Here is a 22,107-nt window from a genome sequence, read left to right as displayed (position 1 = left end):
AAAAACCTCAATCAAGCCTAGTTAAAATGTAAAAACATAAGAAGTCCAAAAACAGTCTGTGTACCAAGTAACAAATTACTTACCCAGTAGACTATCTTATTCTTATCCGCTAATGAATAAGCAACGCCTGCGGATGTAAAAAACAAAACATACATTGCTATGTTATATCCCCATAATGTATCAAGCGTCCACTTCTGCTCCGGAAAAATAAGAATGATCCATTCCAAAAGTCCAAATACAAAAGTCAGCGCACCAAGAGCATATATTCTCAATTGTTGGCCGCGGTTCTCTCCACCAATAACTAGTACGGCTACCAGAACAAATATCGCATATATTACTGCTCTGATTATTATAACGGGAATGCTGGTTCCATCAGTATTGTATAACATTACGCTCTCAAATGGCGAAAAGCCCAGTGGCGTTACATTATATGACATAGAATAGACTACCCATATAGTTGTTGGAATAAATGCAAGTGCAATAGTTATGCACCTGAGAAGTTCCTTGCATTTCTTATTAAAGAAAAAGCCAATTGTAAAGAATGTGCCAGCTGGTGCAAAACACTGATAAAAGCAGGGCTTAGCCAAGACAGACAAAAGCATTGCAATAGCCAATAGTATTGCCATTTTAATCTCCAACTTTTTGTCTGACCTCAATATAAGCACAAACAGAATCACAGAAACAATAGCAAAAGGCTTGACACATAAATATGTCAAGTTGTGGTAAGGAGCTGTTGCTCCGGATGTCAGATAAATCCCCAGCATCGTACTAGCATAACTTCCACCTGAACCAAATACCTTAAGCGTAACCGGCCAGATAAAACTCAGGGCTGATCCAGCCAAACATGCATACCAGTCAGATGTATCAAATATCTTCTTAATTCCTAGAATCTGAAGAATATTAGAGCATAAGGCAAATATAACCACATAAACAACAGTAGCAACAGTAAAGTCATTAAACACCTTAACCAATGCTGCTATTATATAAAAAAATAGCGGGTACGATCTTCTCGCAAACGGCAAATGCCCCTCATCTAAAAGCCTTCTAACATTATTAAGATGATCAAAGGTATCTCCCGAATCAGCAGTAATAAACGGATAAAAGTTATACACATATATCGTGGCAACTATAAGCGAAAATATTAAAGCCTTAATCGCAAAAGCATTTTTCTTCATAAAAGCTATTCCTCTCACGCGCTCTCTTTCATTTCATCATGTTTATCAACGAAAATAAACATTCCTAAAACTATACATGCCATAATCAAACTAATCACCAAAGATACTTTCTGGATCCATGTACCATTATAGCGTATAATCACATTTCCCACTTCGTATGGTGGAATAATATAAGATACCATTCCATCTTCATCTGCAATAATATCATATCTCTTACCATTATCTGCATTAATCGCAGAATAGCCCTCATACATCATGTACGGAACATGTATAACCTGGCTATCAGAACTATTATTTTCTGTAATGGACACACTAATCTTTCCATTATCATCATCTATCTGATACTCGTATACTATATCTTCACTGCTGCAAGTAACTGTTCTCTCTCTATTCCCTAGTTCATAAGGATTGATATTCTGGGGAACATATAAAATATCAGTAGTTTCAGATTGGTATTCATACCCTGCTGCATCCTTGCCCATCATCTGCGTCAGAGTATCCCTTACAAAAAAGTAACCAAAGCAAGTAATCAAAACATAAACTGATGACACAATAGTTATTAGCACTACTGCCATACTATACTGTGAATCGCGCTTAATAATCTCTGCCATAAAAGCGGTGCCAGCCAATGCACCTATAAAATATATTCTCCATGTAAATTGCATGAAACCGAATATCTTTTCAACAGGGCTCCAGATAAATCCAACACACATAAGTGCTGATAAGACAAGGAATACCGTAAGAAACAATATTTCTTTCTTAGACATGCTCCTAATTTTACCTTTTACAGCAAGGAATACTACCGCAAGCACAATAACAATTGGTGCTCCTCCCACCTCTGATAGCGGTATATCTCGCCCTGTTATTGCTGATAGTGCAATAGACACATGCATAGGAATAAATAAAGCAAAGAGATTCTGAGGAGCATGTGATAATGTACTGCCAATCTGCCCATGATACGTATACTCAACAAGCTGTTCCAGCATCGGCAAAATGTACCACAAAGATAAACCCGCACATAAAAGCGCTGCCATCACAGATCCCAAGATTACCTTGCTTCTATTGTTCACTTTTATCATGTCTACAGCAAATACAACAACCAAAGCGCATACTATCATTATTGTAGATATAACATGTGAGCAGATTACTCCGTTCATTCCTAGAGTCAAAAGAATTATCCCAGTTGTAAAATCTTTCTTTCTATCATATCTCTTTGATATAAGCATATAACCTAACACTATTACAGGAACAAACAAAAATGCAAAAGCCTCTCCTATAGATGCCTTTACAAATAAATCCATCAAAAAATATGGCTGCACGGCATAAATAAATGCTATTCGAAAAGCAAGTTCCTTATCATTACTCCAATACACGACGCAATATTTGCAAACAAAAAATGTCACCCACAAAAGAGTTAATACCATAATTTTGTAAGCCAGCACCGCTTCCAAACCACACCAAACTAGCGCAGCAAACGGATATAGGAATAAAGCGCAATAAAAGATAGGTATCGGATATCCATAGTGATAATAAACATCCCTGTACATATAAATCGGAAAATCCTTCAAGCTCCTGATTCTGCCGAGTTCCTTTCCCAGTTCGCCAATTCTCATAACGTGGAAATCCATATCCACGCCCCTGGGTGAGCACACCAAATAAGCAACGCTGATAAATAACATAAACAGCGTTGCTATTAGTTTCTCTTTACAAATTATTCTACTATTGCTAGTTACTGCAGTGTTCTTACCACTCATTTATTCTTATGAGTCCCCACTCTTTCTTTGGCCAGAACAGATAAAACAATCGTAAGTACCAATGATATCAAGCACCAAACATATAAGTTTACTGTCCCGAATCTCTTATATACGCCATGGACAAGATTGATTACCGGAACATGAATCAGATATGCATACGCTGATAAATTCCCTAAAATCACAATGCTTCTAAGGGCTTTATTCTTGCTAATCAAACCCTCAATCTGTTCATTCAACATTGTAAGAGAAAATATCAAAAGGACCGCTGGAATAGTAAAATAGAATCCACTATTTATAAACCATCTGATTGGTGACTCTTTTACCTGGCCAACACATAATAGCGCAAGCGAACCTATAACTCCCAGCCCCAGTAAAATCCATCCTTTACTAGTAGCTGCAGTGCTCTTCCCCTCTATACTCCAGCCAGAAGCATACAAATAGCCCATTTGTATACCGATCATATAATCACTGAGCCTTAATATCGGACATTCGTAAATATACCAAAATGCACTATCTGTTCCCAGAAAACTCACCAATAAAACATCAATAATCATGGTAAGTAAAAAAAGGATGCCTGAAATCAATAATGGTTTATTTATCCGCTTAGTTATCTTCACCAAAGCAGGTGTCAACAAATAAAAAAAGAAACTGGCAGACAAATACCATGACACTATATTATATTCGCTAAATATCTGACCTATAAAGCCACTACTTGGCAAAAAATCTGATATCAGCAATAGATTTGTTGCCAGCTTAATCACTGACAATACCACTTCCTTGGCCATATTCGCCAAATATTTATCTAAATCACTAATAACCCAAAGGAACAATGCTATAAACGTCATGATAACATGGAGTTTATATATCTTCTTGACCTTCTTAGTTGCATACTCAAAACTACTCTTTGCACTAATAACATCATCTTTACCAACATCATGTAAAGCATTCAGAAAGCCGCTAAGAATAAAGAAAATAGCAACTCCCCACCTTGAAAAAACGTCATCAGCAATAAGATTATGGGATGCAAATACACCTAAAAAGGCAAAAGCTCTCAGGAATTGGAGCGAAACGTATGTATTCTTTTTTTTCATATCAGTATTTATAACGCTCACTCTTTCCTAGTTCAACCTCCATTACATTTATAGCTACGCTCTACTGTCTCTCCATCATCACAAAATATTCATCCTGAAAAACAATATCATAATCAGCTTCAAGATTAGCCAAAAGATCGCTATAATCTAAGTTTTCAGTTCTAATGACCGCATATTTCATTCTACTATCAACCTGCATATTGTACATGTAGTTGATTCCAGAACCACCTGGCACAGACAAACACATTCTGTCAATTACACCATAATAAGCAACAGTATTGTCATATCTGTCCTTACTTTTAGAAATATCAGTCAGCTCATCAAATTTGTTTCTCTCAGCCACCAAATTTTCTCTAATTTCGTATGTATGCCCACCTTCTACCAGAGCATTTTTGTACATCTTCCATGCCCCACTTATAGCCAAGGTGCTCACTATAACAAATACTATCATCGTGCCAAGAGTTCTAGTATCTCCATTTGCTTCTTTATCTTTTAATATGCATTCTGATAATAATCCCATTATCAAACCTGTATTAATTAATCTAGCAACAGAATTTGGTTCCCCAGTATCCAAGAGGCATATACCTACCAAGAATCCCACAATATAATACATCGGTAAAAATGTTGAATACTTTGGCACTCGCAAAAAATTATATACAGTAACAGCCACCATCACAATGTAAACTATAAAAAACCAAAACATAGGTTTACTATCGTAATGAATAACATTGAACAAGTTTACTACTTCAAGATTATTGACCAGCCCATTGATCATTGACTTAATTAAAATCCAAAGCCCCATATTATCCGTGGCTTCAGCGACTCCAAATGGTGCCGAAGTAAAATGAAGTCCCGTCATAGCTATTAAAGTGCACACCGCACAAATACTGATTATAAAGCAAACTTTTATTATTATATTCCACTTACATCTTTTAAAATAGTCGTACATCAATAACGGAAGTACAATTAAAAACGGTAAAAAAACAGTTGATGAAAAAATAACAGCAATAAATATTCCAACTTCTTGCCAAATTATTCTTTTTCTCCCATTAGTTCCAGAAAAAATCGACTCATTCTTATGAACATATAATACTATTCCAACAAGTATCATTCCCAACGCATATCGTTCCCCCTCCGATGTTGCATACATGGAATAACCTACTGTATAAAAAGAGCACATATAAAAAGCTACTACTTTTACAATGTTAGCCTTTGTAGCGTTAGTTAATGTAAGAAAAGCAAACATAGCTACAGATAACATTGCCACGTTTGCCAAAGTCATAGAATATAATTTCCAGCCAAAAAGCTTTCCAAATACAAAGTAAGGAAAAAGCGGTGCTGCTCCCCAATTATAAAAACCGCCAAACGGTGCCACAGATCCGTTAAATCCGTAGTAACCGTGAATTCCCCCATAGTTAACTAGCGCATCTATCTGCATCCACCAAAAGGCTGAATCTCCACCTGAAGCGCATAATGTCCTAATAGAAACTCCATCTCCAATTATACTTGTCAATAACACTGGAAAGATAATAGGTATTAGTGAAATAATAAATACTATGAATATCTTTTTTATTTTGCATAAAAAAAAAGTTCCCTTTTTGTCCAATTTCATCATTCTTCCCTTGAAGTGCCTTGTTCGCGATTATCTATTACCTCTCTAATTATATACTGGGGAGCTTTATTTAACGAAATATAAATACGTCCGATATACTCTCCAATTATCCCCAGCATTAGTAAATTCAGCCCGCCTATGAAAGTTATTACTGCCATAAGCGCACTAAACCCCATAACATAATTTATCCCAACTATCTTCATCACTATGGTAAAAATACCATATAGAAAGCTTATCAAAGCCATTATTCCACCAATTGCAGTAGCCATTCTGAGCGGTTTAACACTGAATGCAGTAAAACCATTCATCCATAAAGCTATAAGCTTTCTAAACGTGTACCCGGATTCACCCTCCATCCGATCTTTATGGTTTATCTCAATATTGCTTATACTTTTGGTAGATCTCAGCACCAAACCTATTACATATGGAAACGGATTAGTATACTTAATTACTTCATCTGCAATTAACCTTCTCATAGCAAAATAGCTGGAAACTTCCAATTCTTTAGGCTTATTAAGCATAAATCTAAGCATCCAATCATTCACTCTACTCCCAAAATTCCTAAAATTGGAATGCTTTTTGTGAGTGTATTTTGCATACACAACATCCTTTCCACGTTTAATTTCATCTATAAGCTTAAGACATTCATTTGCTGGAGTCTGCCCATCATCGTCAAGGCAAACAACTATGCTACCATGTACGTGATTAAATCCCGCCATCAATGCCGCATGTTGCCCAAAGTTCTCATTTAGATTTATTCCTACGATGTATTTATCCTTACTACACAATTTGGCAATAGTACCAAATGTATCGTCAGGAGATGAGTCATTTACTAACACTATTTCGTAATCGTAATTCGCCATAGTCTGCTTAATTTCATTAACAACTATTTCAATAGTCTTGCTAGATTTATAGCAAGGTATGACGAAGCTAATCAATTCTCTGTCCATATAAAATCCACCATAAATAAAATATTCTCTTGTTTTACTTCGTTAGCCTATACAATTGTATCCTGCTAACATTCTCAGCAAATAAGCTACCCCCCAAAAACATGCCAACAGTATATTACATTCCCAACCATATATACTATCTTATTAATATTCTTTGTTTTATATATGTATATCCATTCTGTAATAATAATCAAATATAGAAGCATTCCCATTCCATATACTCCCCAAGCAAAATTACCATCTAATTTTCTAGGCCCATCTTCAGCCAAAAACAATTGCTGTAAATGAGAAATAACAAACATTAAAAATGCACATGTTATCCTAGAAAAATCAATATTATTTTTTTTACCAAAATGAAGATATAATAGGGTAATTAGTACAAACATCGGAAACAGAAGATTGCAAAACTCGTATATCAAAAAGTTTCCTTGGACATTTCCAAAAAGATAATCTACAAAATTCTCTGCAGAGATGACTATTGATGCCTTCTCACTTTCGTCAAATACAACTCTCGTTTGAAAGAATACAGGTACCATCGAAAGAATTCCCATCAATGAAACTAATAATACACTTCGTATGCTCTTGCCATGACTAACTAGCAATACATGGATAAACACAAATGCCACCATTGGAGCAAACGCCAGCACGAAATTTGGCTTACTCCAATTACACATTATCAAAAGCACCAAAAATAGCAGCAAATATCTAGCTCTCAACTTTTTCGACATTTGAATATCATTAAGTATTTCAAACCACAAACATAATACACCAATGCTCCATAACCGCATAACCAAATACGTAATATTGTGCCATGGTTGCGATACAACTGTATAATGAGTATAAAAATAAGGAAAAACTACTGGCACATACAAGCTATTCACAAAAATACTCGAAATAGCCACGAACAATATCACACTACTATCTAATATTGAATTAAGTCTTCCATATACGTATATATATGAAGCGCCAATAGTACAAGCAATAATTACCACCATTACTATAGTTAGTACTTCATTCGTATGACCGCTTAAAGAACATATCTTAATTATCAAATGCGCCAATGAATATCCCTTATTTCCGGATATTACGGTGCTTATATGCGCCACGAAATCACTTGAAAACTTACCAACAATAAAATTAAAAAACAAGCTCCCAGATAATACGCAAATTAAACTGATAATTATTCCATCTATTATCCATAAACAATTGTTTTTTCCTGTAAAAGTCCCTTTATTCAAATCGTTTTTCCCCTATTTTTTTCGACCATATAATACTGTCATTTCCACAACATATCATATTTTTTCTTGTCACGCTCTATCATGTAATCCATCAAATACTCTTTATATCCATACTGCGGATCATACCCTAATTCCAGCCTTGCATTTTCTATATCCATAACAAAGCTAACAAAGTTAGCTTTCTCAGGCCTGTAAATAATTTCTGATTTACGAGAAGCTGGAGAAAAGACATCTATGATTCCTTCTATCTGTTCCTTTAATGTGGTCTTAATACCCGTTCCCGCATTATAAAGGCCGCAATCTCTCTCAACAAATAATGCTTTAAACATCATTTGACACAAGTCCTTAACATATAAAATATCTTTATACGCATCTGGTGATCCCCATAATTCGATTGGCTCTCCTTTTATTGCTCTTTCAATCATATATCTATAGGCAATAACATGCTTCTCACCATCAACATAGTACTCTGTTTCCGGATTATATAGGTATACATTGGGCAATCTAAATACAAAGCTTTTAATCCCAAATTCCTGCCTATAGTATTCCATGGTTTCAACCACCGTTGTTTTTGTAATCGTATAAAAAGCATGGTCACCAGTATATAACAGCTTTCTAGGCATATCCGGGGATAATATATCCTTTTTCCCCCAATACCCTGCTTGCTCTGCCCACGTTTGAGAATAAAGAAATCTATCAGCATTATTTTTTCTAGCATATTCAAGCATTCTCAACGAGCCTAGAATATTAGTATTCGCATAAACAAAAGGATTATTATCTTTTAAATAAGCAGGCAAAACCCCCGCCAAATTAACTATTGCATATATATCATCTGCTGGAAGGCTATTGAAATCCTCATCTTTGGTAATGTCTACTCTGCAATATTTTATGCCTTTATTCTTGTAATAATCAGTTTCTTTTCGGCCAACCGCAATAATTTCATATTTTGAAGAATCTAAATGTTCTATGCAATAATCAACAAAATATGCACCAATATTCCCAGTAGCTCCAAAAATAATTATTTTCTTCATTCTTTTTCTCCGTTAATAACCTGTCTAATGACATACAGAGGCCTTTTCTTCACTTGAACAAAAATGTTTCCAACATACAATCCAAGTACTCCAATTACCATTATTTCAATGCCACCTATTAATACGGTCGTAGCTATAAGGCTAGTCCATCCTACAGAAACTTGAGCTACTTGATGGTAAATTACCAGTATGATAATCGAAATAAATGCCACTGCACTCATAAACATTCCCAATTTAATGAATAACTTTAGAACTTTGTCAGACTGCGATGTTAACAATTCAAGTGCCAAATCAATACGCTTTTTCAGTGTATACCCCGACTTTCCAGCATATCTTGCATCATGCTCTACGTCTATAGCTGTTTGTTTGAAGCCAAGCCATTTCAAATACATCACATATGCTCTATGTTCTTCCCTCATTTGGCAATAACTATCTATAACTTTCCTATTAACAATACTAAAGTTACATAGCGCTCCATCGTAATTACCGTCAGTTGCAAAACGATAAATACCATAAAAAAGATTTGCCAACAAAACCTTGGTTTTTTTATCCTTTCTGTCTTTTCTTCTGCCAAATACGATATCATATCCTTCTTGCGCCTTATTCCACAATCTTATTATTTCTTCAGGTCGATCCTGCAAGTCGCAATCCATTACAACAATCCATTCTCCAGAAGCAAATTCTAATCCTGCCAAAATAGCTTTCATCTGCCCAAAATTTCTGGACAACTCTATACCTTTAACTTTACCATCTTTTTTGCACAGATTCTCGATTTCTTCCCATGAATTCTGTGGACAATTATCGTTTACAAGTACTATCTCATAATCATCCGTTATCTTAATGAGTGTATTGCTCAATCTTCTGTATAATTCTGGCAAAGCCTCTCTGCACCCATAAACAGGTATTACTACAGATAATCTCATTTCTTATTCACCCCAACAAAGAATATACACATATTCCCAAAATAATAACTGCTAAAGCCAGCAATTTCTGAACATTAACCTTTTCCTTAAAAATCACCACACCAAAAACAGTAACATAAAAATAGCTTGAAGCTTCCAAAACTGGTCCCATCGACAACGGAATTCCCTTGTATGCTAGTATAGACATAAAAGTAGTAAAAACAAATAAAACATAGGCTGTGATAACAAGAGGATTATTATACTCGGCTATCTTTGAGTCGTAATGTCTGTTAGCCGCAATCTTTAATAACACCTGTGAGATAGCTCCTATGAAAACACCTAACAGCAATAAAACAGCGTATTCTATCATGGCTTATCAGCTCCCCTTTTTGAGTTGACATCTGAATATACAAACATAACGATACCGATAATAATAATTAGTGCACCAATTATTTTTCCATAAGATAAATGTTCATGAAAAAAAATAAAGCCCCATACAATTCCCCATACTATAGTAACAGCTTTATTTGCATATGCTGTTGTAAGTGGAAGATACTTTATGATCTGCTGCCATCCAATAGCATATATCCCAAGTAGAAATATAATTCCTGCATATTTCAAACAGAATCCTGCACTCATAAAGTTTTCTCCAGCAGCCAATTTGCTAAGCACTCCGCTCAAAGAATATACCATCATGAGAACATTTAATAAAACAACTGTCTTGAGTCGACTCATTTATTACCCTCCACCACAATAGTCTTATTCCATTATAATGGGCATATATTTTTCAATTCCTGAAACAGAATCTGCAGCCATTATAAAGTAGCCATGTCTCGTGGCACTATCTTTTATTTCCCCATCAATGCTATCGGGAATATCAGCCTCAACTAAGTATTCAGGATGCTCGTCTGAAACCCTATTATACATATCTATGTCCTCTTGGGTGCATATATAATGTATACCAACAGCAGACACTTTTCTATCAGGTTTTAAACTAGGTTCTTCGCCCAACGCAATATTTATAACGGCCTTCACAAAATCAATTCCAGTCGAATAATGGACCAGAGTACTTCCAATAAAATCACCGCCCATCCTCGCTCCAATCTCAATTATTACTATGTTTCCATTACTATCGATTTTTAATTCGGAGTGCGATGCTCCATTCTTTATTTGCAAGCTGTCTAATGCATGTGAAACAACTTCTTTAACCCTATTGATTGTTTGTTCATCTACTCCCGATGGTTGAATATGTCCAGTTTCAATAAAATTAGGTGAACCTGTAGTATACTTTTTAGTCATAGCCAAAAACGTATGATGGCCTTTCCAAGAAACACACTCGACACTATACTCGTTCCCTTCAACAAATTCCTCGACAAGAGCCTTTTTTATAAAGCCTTGTTCTTCAGCAGTCTCTATTGCTTCATCAAGTTTGCTTGGATCATAAACCTTTACAATTCCCCTACTGCCAGATCTATCTAATGGTTTAACAATAACTGGATAGCTTAGTTCACAATTAATATCCTTAATACTATTAACCATTATACTTCTAGGCGAAGGATCATTGTTTTGAGCAAATGCCTCTCTCATCAAGTGTTTGTTCGTCGATAATAATGTGCTATTCTGCGAATTTCCAACAAGATTCATTTGTTGTGCAACGTAATTAACCGTTACAACAGCCAAGTCTGATGCTATGCTACAAATTCCATCAACATTTATTTGTTTACACTTATCTAGTATTTCTTCTTTCTCAATAATACTAATTGGATAAAAGAAATCTGCTAAAGTTTCCCCTATATCTCCCGCTTTCCAGGCAAATACATGTGTTTCTAACCCCATTTCTTTAGCTTTTAAAATCAATGGCGCCTGTAAGTATGAGGCGCCTATTATTGCTATCTTTTTCATCTCAGTATTCTCCCACTCCTATATTCTCAATTTATCTATGAGACCATTATTTTCTACTATAAAATAGCTTTACAAGTTCTATAACTTTGCTCTGATCTTCATAGTTCATGCCATAGTATAAAGGCAAACGTAGCAATCTTTCACTCTCTTTTGTAGTGAACTTGTCTTCGCCATGAAATACACCATACTTTTTCCCAGCAGGAGCACTATGCAACGGAATATAGTGAAAAACAGCCATCACGCCATTCTCTTTTAGGTAAGAAATAAGTTCTGTTCTTTCATATAAATCTTTGGATTTAATATAAAACATATGCGCATTATGTTTACAATTTGTAGGCACAAATGGCAATGAAATAATTCCTTTATTTTCTAATGGTTTCAATTCTTCATAATATCTATCCCATATAGCCATTCTATTGCTGAATATTTCATCTGCCTTAAGCAGCTGTGCCCATAGATATGCACAATTTAATTCGCTTGGCAGATATGAAGATCCTGCTTCTACCCAAGTATATTTATCAATTTGCCCTCTAAAGAACTTGCTTCTGTTAGTTCCTTTTTCTCTAATAATCTCAGCAAGTTCAAGTTTATCCTTATCTTTGATAAGAATAGCACCGCCTTCACCCATGCTGAGATTCTTGGTTTCATGAAAACTATAGCATCCAATATCACCGATAGTTCCCAAAGCCTGTCCCTTATACTCAGACATTACTCCCTGTGCAGCATCTTCAACAACAAACAAGTTATGTTTCCTCGCAATGTCCATTATCCTATCCATCTCGCAAGAAACACCCGCATAATGTACTGGTACAATAGCTCTTGTTCTATCAGTTATTGCTTCTTCTATAAGGTTTTCATCAATATTCATGGTATCCGGTCTAATATCCACAAATACCACTTTTGCACCGCGAAGGACAAAAGCATCTGCCGTAGATACAAAGGTATAAGAGGGCATAATAACTTCATCGCCCGGTTGAATATCACATAACAAAGCAGCCAATTCAGTCGCATGTGTACATGATGTCGTCATTAATACTCCACCAGCGTTTGTGTGCTCCTTAAACCACTGATTGCAGAGTTTAGTATATTTACCATCTCCACATATTTTCCTATCCTTTATTGCATCTTCTATAAATTCTACTTCGCCACCAACTACAGGTGGTACATTAAAATTAATCATGCTTATTTCCTTATACCATCAATATTCTTTCTTCAAAAACAAGAGATACCTTGCGCCAATGCCATCATCTACGTCCACTTGAGGTCTTACGAAAAACCCAATACTTTTGTATAACAAAATTAAGCGGTACTGTAATTAACAAACTTAGAACAGGCGCAATGTACTCATTTATATGGCATACTTCAACCCATACCATCAGAAACATCTCACTCAGAAACAAACTTGTAAAAGCGTACGAAGCATAAGTTTTCAAAAGCGCCAATATCACATTTCTCTTCTCACACAAGCCTTCTTTAAACACGTATTTGTTATTCCAATAAAAAGACCAGGCAACACTGAGTACAAACATCACAAACTGTGCAACGTAAACATCAATGCCGGGCACCAAGCCAAAATGCTTCAAAATAAATAAAGTCACAGCATAGATGATATATCCTATAACAGTATTGCTTAATCCCACAATTCCAAATTTAATAAACTGTTTTATCATAATTCTCAAAACTCATTTATAGCTTTTATAACATAATCCTGTTCTTCCACCGTCATTCCATTATACATAGGAATTGAAAGAACTGTCTTGGCATATTCTTCTGTTATAGGAAAGGAGCCTTCCCTAAAACCAAGGTATGCGTATGCCTCTGACAAATGTGGCGGTATAGGATAATGAATTATAGTTCCTATCCCTTTCTTATCCAAATATTCAACCAGCTCATCCCTGTAATCCGACTTAACCACAAACTGATGCCAGGTATGTGTCGCCCCATCACGTATTGTTGGTAATTGAATCTTATCATTGGACAGCTGAGAAAGATATCTATCCGCTATCTGCTTTTTCTCATCTAGTAGCTCATCTAGATGCCTCAATCGCACTCTTAATAAGCCAGCCTGAAGCTCATCTAATCTGGAATTGGCACCGACAACCTTGTTATAGTATCTCTTTTCAGATCCATAGTTTCTGAAAACCCTCGTATCAATATCTATTTGATCATCATTAGTAACGATAGCTCCTGCATCACCAAAAGCACCAAGATTCTTGGATGGATAAAAAGAGAAGCAACCAATATCTCCAAATGTTCCTGTCTGCTGTCCATCAAATTTCGCTCCATGAGACTGTGCGCAATCTTCAACTAATCTTAGATTATGCTTTTTACACAAGTCAACTATAGGTGCCATATTAGATGCCTGGCCGTACAAATGCACTACCAGAACCGCTTTAGTCCTGTCTGTAAGCTTTTCTTCAATCTTGGATGCATCAATATTGTAATATTCATCAGGCTCTACAAATACAGGAGTTGCTCCATTCATGGTTATACCCATGACTGATGCAATATATGTATTTCCCTGAACGATTACCTCGTCCCCCTTACCAATTCCAAGTATTCTAAATGCAATCCATAAAGCATCTAGTCCACTGGCAAGCCCTACACAATGCTTCGCTCCAACATAAGCAGCAAACTCATCTTCAAATGATTTCACTTCATTTCCCAATACATACCATCCGGAACGAAGAACTTCTACTGCTTTTTCTTCAAATTCCTTTTGGTACATATAAAAACCTCTATCTAAGCGATTAGGCATTATTCTATCCATAATCAGCATTCCTTCCTATATAGGTATCCCTTAACAATAATCTTTTTGCATTGCGCCAAGAGCATTTCAATACATATTGGAACAACAATCATTGTTGCATAATAAAGCAGAGCCTTTATCCAACTTGAGCTTATATCCACATACCTATTTAATATAGTCATAAGCAAAATATGATATAAGAAAATATACAACGTATGTTTCCCTATAAATTCTAATGGCAGAAAAAGTATACCTGTTCCAGCTCCAACATTCCACAAGCATAGCGTTAGCATTATTGTAACAGCAAATAATAGCAGCGTAACTCCCGGAGGATTTATATCTGTTCCTAATAGTGCAGGCTTATCCATGAAAAACCCTTTTGTAATGATAATGTACATAATTGCAATCATTGAAATCGTACAAACAAATCCCAATAAATTTCTCTTGAGTTTGAGCATATTCTTAACTTTATCGTAGTACAGTCCAACCAACATTCCAATATACATACATAAAATATACGAGCCACCAAACAATTTACTTGCATATATTCCAGAAATATCAGTGTAAAGATTGGAAACACGGGCAAACATGCCCAATACTACCCCCCCCTAAAATTTCGAGTGATATTTTCCTATAGCCTGATAAATGATCCAATTCTTTTATTAGCAAAAACATAACTGGCGATATCAGTAGTAACTGTATATATAACAAAACATAATAATAAGGACCAGCAGCATTGAAATGCCAAATAGAATTATAAAATGAGTCCCAACTAAAACTACGATCAAAAAAACAGCGTACAAAAAAAGTTGCAACAACGTATGGCACAAAAATACCACTAATTCTTGCTACAACCTTTTTATACAAAGGAGTCTTTGAATTATTATATGACCAGTATGTCGTAACTCCCATGATCAATATAAATAATGTTACAGAGAACCATGAGATTCTTTGTATTCTATCATTTGAATATAATGTATTTCGTGAATGATCTGTAATAACAGCCAAAATAGCTAATCCTTTAGCTATATCAACCCATTTTTCTTTATATACAGCGCCGCAACATCCCATAATTTTTCCCCAACATACTATTCCCATTTTTCCCAAAAACCATCTACATATTCTTTCATAAGCTTATAATCTTCATCCCATTGTTTGTACTTAACATCACCTCTTTTGTCTTTAAAATCATAATTATTTACGAGAAATTCCCCCAAATATAGTGATAACTTCTTCTGACCATTCCAGTTCATATGGCCCCAATCAGCATAATCACACAAAAAATCTAATCCAATCTCCTCTGTGTATTTATTTAAATTCAAAAATGTAACATTTTTAGACTTACAGTAATCATCAACTGCATTATAATACGAAAACCATTCCTCATAATAAAAAGTATACGGTGTCTTAATAAAAACACATTTACAATCATTCTCTTCGCATAATTTTATTATAGAGTCTAACCAAAAAATTGTTCTTTCTGGCAATTGTGAAATAGGAATATCATCCGGAATCTCAGGCGTCTCCATTTCATTTTCCACCATATATATAAATGATCCATTTAGGATGTTGTGCTTATTTTTTTTATATTTGTAATCATTGTCTGTCAGTTCTTTCCATCTTCCATGATAAGCAATAATGGGAAAATATAATTCCATTCTAGCTTCTTTTGTTCGATTCCAAATAGCTTGGATTCTATACCAATCGTTTTTCATGTGATCAAATGCAAAATGTGCTTGAGTAGTACCAATTTCGCTCCCTGCCCCATTTGACATCACATCGATTACCACGGCTTTAGGCGACTGTGTTTCAAACACTTGCTTCAAATAATAAAAAGTAGTTCCAAGTTCCTGCTGATCACATGAATAGTTATAACTAGTTATCCCATAGTCATTCCAAATAACATTAGGATTAATATTACAATGAATATTACTAGACCCTAAAAAAACAACATCCAAAGAGTTATCATCTAAACTATAGAAGCCATCTTGTTTCTCGCATAACATATTTTTATTTATCAATACATTTACATTAGGGCCAACTTCGTATTCTTTGAGTGTCAGTATCGTAGTCAAACGGCCTATTATCAAGGCTAGTCCACTCAAAAAAAGAATCAGTTTTATCAATTCTTTTCTCGTCATTTCAGATTCTCTCAATATTGAAAATAGATAAAATTACTTGCATCAAATATAGATCCATATATTCCAAAAACTAGAAGAAAAATTATTATTGCGTAATATGCTATCCACCGGACAACTATGCATTCATTTTGCATCTTTTCATATATGCTTATTCCATGCTCTTGCAATAATGCAATCATAAAGGCCAGGACCAGCGATACGATTAATACAATCCATTCCTTCAAATCCACACCTTGATTAACCAGCGTTCCATCTGTTAATACCCATGGATTCCATTCAAATATTTTTTTTATAAAAACCAACGCACTCCTAAGAGATGGTGCTCTGAAGAAAATCCATGCAAAACTCACCAATCCAAAAGTCATTAAAACATTACATCTTTTTGACATCTCTTTTCGAAATGGAAATAATTTTTCTATTATCTGAAAAAAGCCGTGAAGGGCACCCCAAATCAGATACTTAAATCCACTTCCATGCCATAATCCACTTATCAAAAAAGTAATTATCAGATTCAGATATTGCCGAGTCTTCCCCTTTCTATTACCGCCCAATGGAATATACACATAATCTCTAAGCCAATATGACAACGAGATATGCCACCTTCTCCAGAAATCAGAAACACTGTCCGCAAAGTATGGGTGATTGAAATTTCTAACTATTCTTACCTCCATAGCATATGATAATCCATAAGCTATAAGTGAATATGCAGCAAAATCAAAATAAATCTGAATTGAATAAAGAATCACAGCTATAACCAATGTAATCCCACTATAAGATGATAATTCAGACCATATGCCATCAACAAACATTCCAGCTCTGTCTGCAATAACTATTTTGTAAAAATATCCTAGTGCGCATATGAGCATTCCACGTTTTATACGCTCAAAGTTTATTGATATATTTTTTACTTTTTCAAGTTCATGCTTTATTTCTTTATGCCTCTCAATAGGTCCGGCTATAAATTTGGTAAAAAACGCAAGCCATAAAGCTACGTCCAGAAAATTTCTGTCAACTTCATCGTTTGAATTGTATATATCGGTCAAATATGAAATTGCCGAAAACACATAATAGGAGACTCCAACCATGGATAATACTGATATTTCATCTGCATTAATACATGTATATTTCGCCAAAACCGATACTATATAATTGAAATATTTATTATATATGATAATCGAAACAAGTAATATAATGCTCATAATGAAAAACAGTTTCTTATGAGTAGAAGAAGCTAATAGCATTGATAGTACATAAGTAAAAACAGTAACTGCCAATAGAGTAGTTACTGTCCATACACCACCAAGTAAATACGCAAAATAATAGCTAAATACAAGCAATAACGGTTTCTTAAAAGTATTAGGCAGCACGTACCAACACACTATGGTCAAAACTGCAACTAAAACAAATAATGGAGAATTAAATAGCATGTTCTACAATCCCTCACCCACCGGTTAATTATTTTATCAAAATAACTAGACATTTATCTGTCTGTAATACTCATCTTTTAACATTCCGTACCACTTCCAGCCTACTAACCGTCCATCTATTACAAAATGCTCTCTAAATTCTCCTTCATATCTAAAACCAGCTTTCTCATAAAGCCTTATAGCAGAAGTATTGTCGGAATGCACACTCAAAAACACTCGTCGCAGTCCCAGCTCCTGAAATGCTTTTTTCAAAATAAGCTGAGTAGCTTCAAATGCAATCCCCTTACCCTGGGCAGCCTTCCTTATAGTAATCGCGTATTCTGCAGTTCCATTTTCAATATCTATATCCTTTAGACTAATAGTACCAAGATACTGATCATTGCTATCCACGATAGCATAGTGTAAGCACTCTCCAGTTATAACCTGCTCAGGTATTTTAGAAGACATAATAAAACCAATAACGTCTTCTTTGGTTGCATCAAGCATACGTTTTTTAAAAGCCTTCTGAAAATCAGGATCATGCATCCACTCTAGCATTAATGGCGCATCTTTTTCCTCTAGCTCTCTAAGAGCGATAGCACAATTACTTTTCTTCATACCTATCCTCAACAATATATGGAGGACGATTTCTAGAAGCGTCAAACGATCTCCATAGATATTCGCCTAGTATTCCCATAGATGACATGGTTATTCCAAAACTAAGAAGGTTAAAAATAAATAATGTCGTAAAACCACTAACAGAAATACCCCCACTCAGTTTAGCAATCAGAACAACCAATGCCCAAATAATTCCAATTACAAAAGACAATACGCCCACAATCTCAAGCATTCTTATAGGTAACGTCGAAAAACTAAAAAGAGTATCCGATACGAGTCGAATTTTTTTCTTAAGAGTCCACTTACTTTCCCCTATTTCTCTAGCTTTTCTAGTATAATACACGATTCCAGTTCTGAAACCACTCCACAAAATCTGACCGGTAATCGCACTGTTCTTCTCATCAAGACCATTTATGACATCAATGGCCTTTCGATCCAGCAAATAAATATCAAAGCCGTTTTTAGGCATTGTTGGAAGCGATGTTTTCCTGACTAGCCAATAGTAGAGATTTGCAAACCCAACCTGCGACTTGCTCTCTTCTCGTCCTTCTCTACATGCCAGCACCACATTGTTGCCTTGCTTCCAACTCTCTACCATATCGAGAATAAGTTCAGTTGGTTCCTGAAGATCAGCTGCCTTTATAACAGCACAATCTCCCGTAGCATGAGCTAATCCGCAAAGGCATGCAGCATGGGATCCAAAATTTCTTGATAAGGAAACCGCTTTTATATTCTGATCCTTCTTGGCTAGTTCACACATTACCTCATAACTCTTATCTTTAGAACCATCGTTAACCATGACGATTTCATAGTCATAGTCTATCTTATCTATAAACTTTTCCCTCAGATCCGAATACAATGGAATCAGATTGTCCTCATTGTAATAAACCGGTATTACTATAGATACCTTCATCTCTACTTCTTTTCTCCATTCACAATTTTTACAAACTCGTCATAATCTCTAATATACTCACTAGGATCATAATGCGTACTAGCAAGACACAGTAATACAGAATCTTCACTAAAATCATACATATCTTTCCATATCATTTTGGGCAGATATATTCCAGTATGCGGTCTATTTAGAGAATAAACCGCTTCGTTACCTTTACCGTCTTTAACTCTTACTTTGCTTGTCCCGGCAACATTAATCAGCACAAACTCTGTATTCTTATTAGCATGCTGACCTCTTACCACATCCTGATCAGATCCAAATATATAAAAAATTCTCTTAATATCGAATGGAATATCGTCCATCCCTTCAACTATGACAAGGTGGCCTCTGTCATCACCTTTTTGAGAAAACTCAAGCATTTGTGCCCGACTCAATACATTCATCCTTAACTCGTCCTTTGTTATTTTCAATGATAATTACTTATAAAAGCATTCTACCAATCAGAGTTCTAGATTCATCACATTTACATTTTAGACAACAATAAGTAGTGTATTTCACCACCAAAATTATCTAAGGTTTCTTCTGCTTTAATATTGTATCTTCCATCTATATCTTGTTTTATCTTTTCGTTATCTAAATCCGAATAATCAAAGTAATATAGCAAATACATTTTATCATCTGTCTCAAAATCAGTAACCATTTCACTGTATGAAATGGCATTTATTTTTATAGCATCATTACCTAATTCATCATCCACTACACGACATTTCTTTCCTCTATCCCATCCAGCATAAATACACTCCGCTTTTAAGCTATCTTGTGTAAAAATATCAATCCTATTTATGCTATCATCATCTGCAAATACTGCAATCATGCTGTCATTATAATCAATTGTACTTAACATCTTATCAATCAAATCATCTATGTAGGCATATTTATAATTATTTATAATATTATCTCCATACATCACCTTTTTCATATCTGTTGCTACAAGATACCCCTTTCCAGTTGGATACTTATTAAACATGTATTCCGATAAAACATCTGTATTACAGAATGTTTGTATAGAAAGCAAAATTAGTAAACATAGATTACATATAATGGCCACTATTCTTTTGGGAAAAGTTTTATGTACCAGTATCATACACAATAGCCATAACATAACAACAAAAAATACGTTATATCTATAAAGCGCATATGTGATATAAAAAGAATTGAATGTTGCAAAAATAACCAAAGCTCCTATCAGTGGGATTAGTACCTCCCATTTAGTAACTTCAATCAAGTGTTGCCTGTACATATATACTATGCAAAAAGCAATAATCAGAGAAGCTATCCAACTATAATTTAAACTAAACATATGAACAATCTTGCATACTACATATTTTGGATAAACCCCAAACGCGTTCACATCAGTTCCCTTTTGTGACACTTCACTATATCCTACAATCCATTTATGGCTTTCTTTATCGGGTAATTGCCACGTCAGCACATCGCCTTGTGCCAGAAATATTACTCCCTGAGTTATGGCTATCAAAAAACATGTAATAACAAACGGATCCTTAATAACGCTTATCAGCTTATCACCAATATTATCATGCTTATGACACATGATGGTAATAGCGTAAGCCAATGCATATCCAAACACTATAACTACACCCGTCTCCTTGGTCTGAAACATGCAGAATATCCAAAAGAAACATAGTATATATTTTTCTCTAATATGCGTATACCACATATAAACAAAAAATATTAGCAACATATAGTCTGGATTAACATGTGAAAAAGTACCCCAAAATATAGGAACGCACTGAAGAGTAACGCACAGTAAGAATGAGGCCAAATTATCAATGCCTAGCTTTTCCCTGCAAATCCTATAAATACATAGAACAGCAAAGGCACTCATTACAGTATTGACCATGCAATATCCAATCGAACTTCCTAATGTGAGAAACTCCCCTATTATACTAAAAAAAGAAAACATAAACGTGGTATGTCCCCATATTTTAAAATTCTCAAAGATATAATCCAAAGAAAACTCAAAGTTTCTGGCGCACTTATAAATCGCCCCCCAATATATACCGCCATCATATTTCTGCATATAATGAAACAATGGAAATCTAGCTATCAACACCAATATAAAGAGTAGCAACTCATATATGGATTCTTTATTTATCTGTATTTTGTCATTCACCGCCAAATTAATACCATAAGCAAGTAAAGAAACTACTAAGATAACAGCAAGAGCAATAGCTAATGATGAACTTTGCCCTACTATGCTTTGTCTATAAATTACCGCCCCCAAAAAGCAAGCAAAAACACCAATCAGTACTAGAAATTGATCTATAACACTATTTAAAAACTTATTATTCAACATAATCCGCTTGTCTCCCTATCACCACTTCAAAAATTCACACCATATCAGCAATAATAGCGGTGTTGAATAACCACACCGCACACTTTCGATAATATGCATCATAATACTTATCTTGAGAACATGATTCCATGATCCAGGAGCATCAAAAAGATGTTCCCAAGTCCAAAGAAAGTAAGCCCTCAAAAGCTCGTACCTGTCCATTGTAACAAAAATCTGAGATGATTTCTCCAAATACTTTTTTGGAGGTTATCTCATGAATTCTTCTA

Annotated in this window: 22 protein-coding genes; all 22 read right to left on the bottom strand. The window is 35.1% G+C overall.

Going from position 1 to position 22,107, the window contains the following annotated elements; all coding sequences use genetic code 11:
• Positions 1 to 17: 17 nt before the first annotated feature.
• Complete coding sequence (locus G613_RS0115045; protein ID WP_035774814.1) at positions 18 to 1,175, bottom strand: hypothetical protein; 1,158 nt, start codon at positions 1,173 to 1,175, stop codon at positions 18 to 20.
• A 14-nt stretch (positions 1,176 to 1,189) separates the two neighbouring features.
• The gene (locus G613_RS0115040) at positions 1,190 to 2,929 is read right to left on the bottom strand and encodes a hypothetical protein (protein WP_155828107.1); all 1,740 of its coding nucleotides are present in this window, start codon (positions 2,927 to 2,929) and stop codon (positions 1,190 to 1,192) included.
• Entirely contained in the window at positions 2,926 to 4,020 is a 1,095-nt protein-coding gene (locus tag G613_RS0115035) for an acyltransferase family protein (RefSeq protein WP_155828106.1), read from the bottom strand. The genes G613_RS0115040 and G613_RS0115035 overlap by 4 nt, the downstream gene beginning before the upstream one ends.
• Before the next feature lie 61 nt (positions 4,021 to 4,081).
• Positions 4,082 to 5,626: a hypothetical protein gene (locus G613_RS0115030; protein WP_155828105.1), complete on the bottom strand. Its 1,545-nt coding sequence runs from the start codon at positions 5,624 to 5,626 to the stop codon at positions 4,082 to 4,084.
• A gap of 5 nt (positions 5,627 to 5,631) precedes the next feature.
• Positions 5,632 to 6,582, bottom strand: coding sequence for a glycosyltransferase family 2 protein (locus G613_RS0115025; RefSeq protein ID WP_029233403.1), 951 nt, complete (start codon positions 6,580 to 6,582; stop codon positions 5,632 to 5,634).
• Positions 6,583 to 6,668: 86 nt separating this feature from the next.
• Positions 6,669 to 7,820, bottom strand: a complete 1,152-nt coding sequence (locus tag G613_RS0115020; RefSeq protein WP_029233402.1) for a hypothetical protein — start codon at positions 7,818 to 7,820, stop codon at positions 6,669 to 6,671.
• Positions 7,821 to 7,858: 38 nt separating this feature from the next.
• Entirely contained in the window at positions 7,859 to 8,851 is a 993-nt protein-coding gene (locus G613_RS0115015) for an NAD-dependent epimerase/dehydratase family protein (protein WP_029233401.1), read from the bottom strand.
• Complete coding sequence (locus G613_RS0115010) at positions 8,848 to 9,774, bottom strand: glycosyltransferase family 2 protein (RefSeq protein ID WP_029233400.1); 927 nt, start codon at positions 9,772 to 9,774, stop codon at positions 8,848 to 8,850. Before G613_RS0115010 ends, G613_RS0115015 begins: the two co-directional genes overlap by 4 nt.
• A 7-nt stretch (positions 9,775 to 9,781) precedes the next feature.
• Positions 9,782 to 10,123 carry a multidrug ABC transporter gene (locus tag G613_RS0115005; RefSeq protein ID WP_029233399.1) on the bottom strand — a complete coding sequence of 114 codons (342 nt, stop codon included), beginning with the start codon at positions 10,121 to 10,123 and terminating at the stop codon, positions 9,782 to 9,784.
• Complete coding sequence (locus tag G613_RS0115000) at positions 10,120 to 10,413, bottom strand: transporter (RefSeq protein WP_242826159.1); 294 nt, start codon at positions 10,411 to 10,413, stop codon at positions 10,120 to 10,122. The genes G613_RS0115005 and G613_RS0115000 overlap by 4 nt, the downstream gene beginning before the upstream one ends.
• Before the next feature lie 99 nt (positions 10,414 to 10,512).
• Positions 10,513 to 11,655 carry an ATP-grasp domain-containing protein gene (locus G613_RS0114995; protein WP_029233397.1) on the bottom strand — a complete coding sequence of 381 codons (1,143 nt, stop codon included), beginning with the start codon at positions 11,653 to 11,655 and terminating at the stop codon, positions 10,513 to 10,515.
• Between the two features lie 46 nt (positions 11,656 to 11,701).
• Positions 11,702 to 12,835, bottom strand: a complete 1,134-nt coding sequence (rffA, locus tag G613_RS0114990) for a dTDP-4-amino-4,6-dideoxygalactose transaminase (protein WP_029233396.1) — start codon at positions 12,833 to 12,835, stop codon at positions 11,702 to 11,704.
• 64 nt (positions 12,836 to 12,899) lie between these two features.
• Positions 12,900 to 13,325, bottom strand: coding sequence for a GtrA family protein (locus G613_RS0114985; RefSeq protein ID WP_029233395.1), 426 nt, complete (start codon positions 13,323 to 13,325; stop codon positions 12,900 to 12,902).
• Between the two features lie 5 nt (positions 13,326 to 13,330).
• A complete protein-coding gene (locus G613_RS0114980) occupies positions 13,331 to 14,383 on the bottom strand; it encodes a DegT/DnrJ/EryC1/StrS family aminotransferase (RefSeq protein ID WP_330361467.1) in 1,053 nt (350 codons plus the stop codon).
• A gap of 44 nt (positions 14,384 to 14,427) precedes the next feature.
• Complete coding sequence (locus G613_RS0114975) at positions 14,428 to 14,994, bottom strand: acyltransferase family protein (RefSeq protein WP_029233393.1); 567 nt, start codon at positions 14,992 to 14,994, stop codon at positions 14,428 to 14,430.
• Positions 14,963 to 15,475, bottom strand: a complete 513-nt coding sequence (locus tag G613_RS0114970) for an acyltransferase family protein (RefSeq protein ID WP_029233392.1) — start codon at positions 15,473 to 15,475, stop codon at positions 14,963 to 14,965. Before G613_RS0114970 ends, G613_RS0114975 begins: the two co-directional genes overlap by 32 nt.
• Before the next feature lie 17 nt (positions 15,476 to 15,492).
• On the bottom strand, positions 15,493 to 16,545 hold the full coding sequence (locus G613_RS0114965) for a hypothetical protein (protein ID WP_029233391.1): 1,053 nt from the start codon (positions 16,543 to 16,545) through the stop codon (positions 15,493 to 15,495).
• An 11-nt stretch (positions 16,546 to 16,556) separates the two neighbouring features.
• Entirely contained in the window at positions 16,557 to 17,972 is a 1,416-nt protein-coding gene (locus tag G613_RS0114960) for an MBOAT family O-acyltransferase (protein ID WP_029233390.1), read from the bottom strand.
• 45 nt (positions 17,973 to 18,017) lie between these two features.
• Positions 18,018 to 18,569 (bottom strand): GNAT family N-acetyltransferase, encoded by a 552-nt coding sequence (locus G613_RS0114955; RefSeq protein WP_029674987.1) that lies wholly within the window; start codon positions 18,567 to 18,569, stop codon positions 18,018 to 18,020.
• Positions 18,556 to 19,482 carry a glycosyltransferase family 2 protein gene (locus tag G613_RS0114950; RefSeq protein WP_029233388.1) on the bottom strand — a complete coding sequence of 309 codons (927 nt, stop codon included), beginning with the start codon at positions 19,480 to 19,482 and terminating at the stop codon, positions 18,556 to 18,558. Before G613_RS0114950 ends, G613_RS0114955 begins: the two co-directional genes overlap by 14 nt.
• Positions 19,483 to 19,484: 2 nt before the next feature.
• Positions 19,485 to 19,907: a sugar 3,4-ketoisomerase gene (locus tag G613_RS0114945; RefSeq protein ID WP_029233387.1), complete on the bottom strand. Its 423-nt coding sequence runs from the start codon at positions 19,905 to 19,907 to the stop codon at positions 19,485 to 19,487.
• A gap of 80 nt (positions 19,908 to 19,987) precedes the next feature.
• Complete coding sequence (locus G613_RS0114940) at positions 19,988 to 21,841, bottom strand: DUF2079 domain-containing protein (protein WP_029233386.1); 1,854 nt, start codon at positions 21,839 to 21,841, stop codon at positions 19,988 to 19,990.
• Between the last annotated feature and the right edge of the window lie 266 nt (positions 21,842 to 22,107).

Source organism: Butyrivibrio sp. VCB2006, from assembly GCF_000420945.1.
Lineage (GTDB): Bacteria > Bacillota > Clostridia > Lachnospirales > Lachnospiraceae > Butyrivibrio.
Note: the sequence above shows the minus strand (reverse complement) of the source record. Positions and strands in the feature narration are given on the sequence as shown.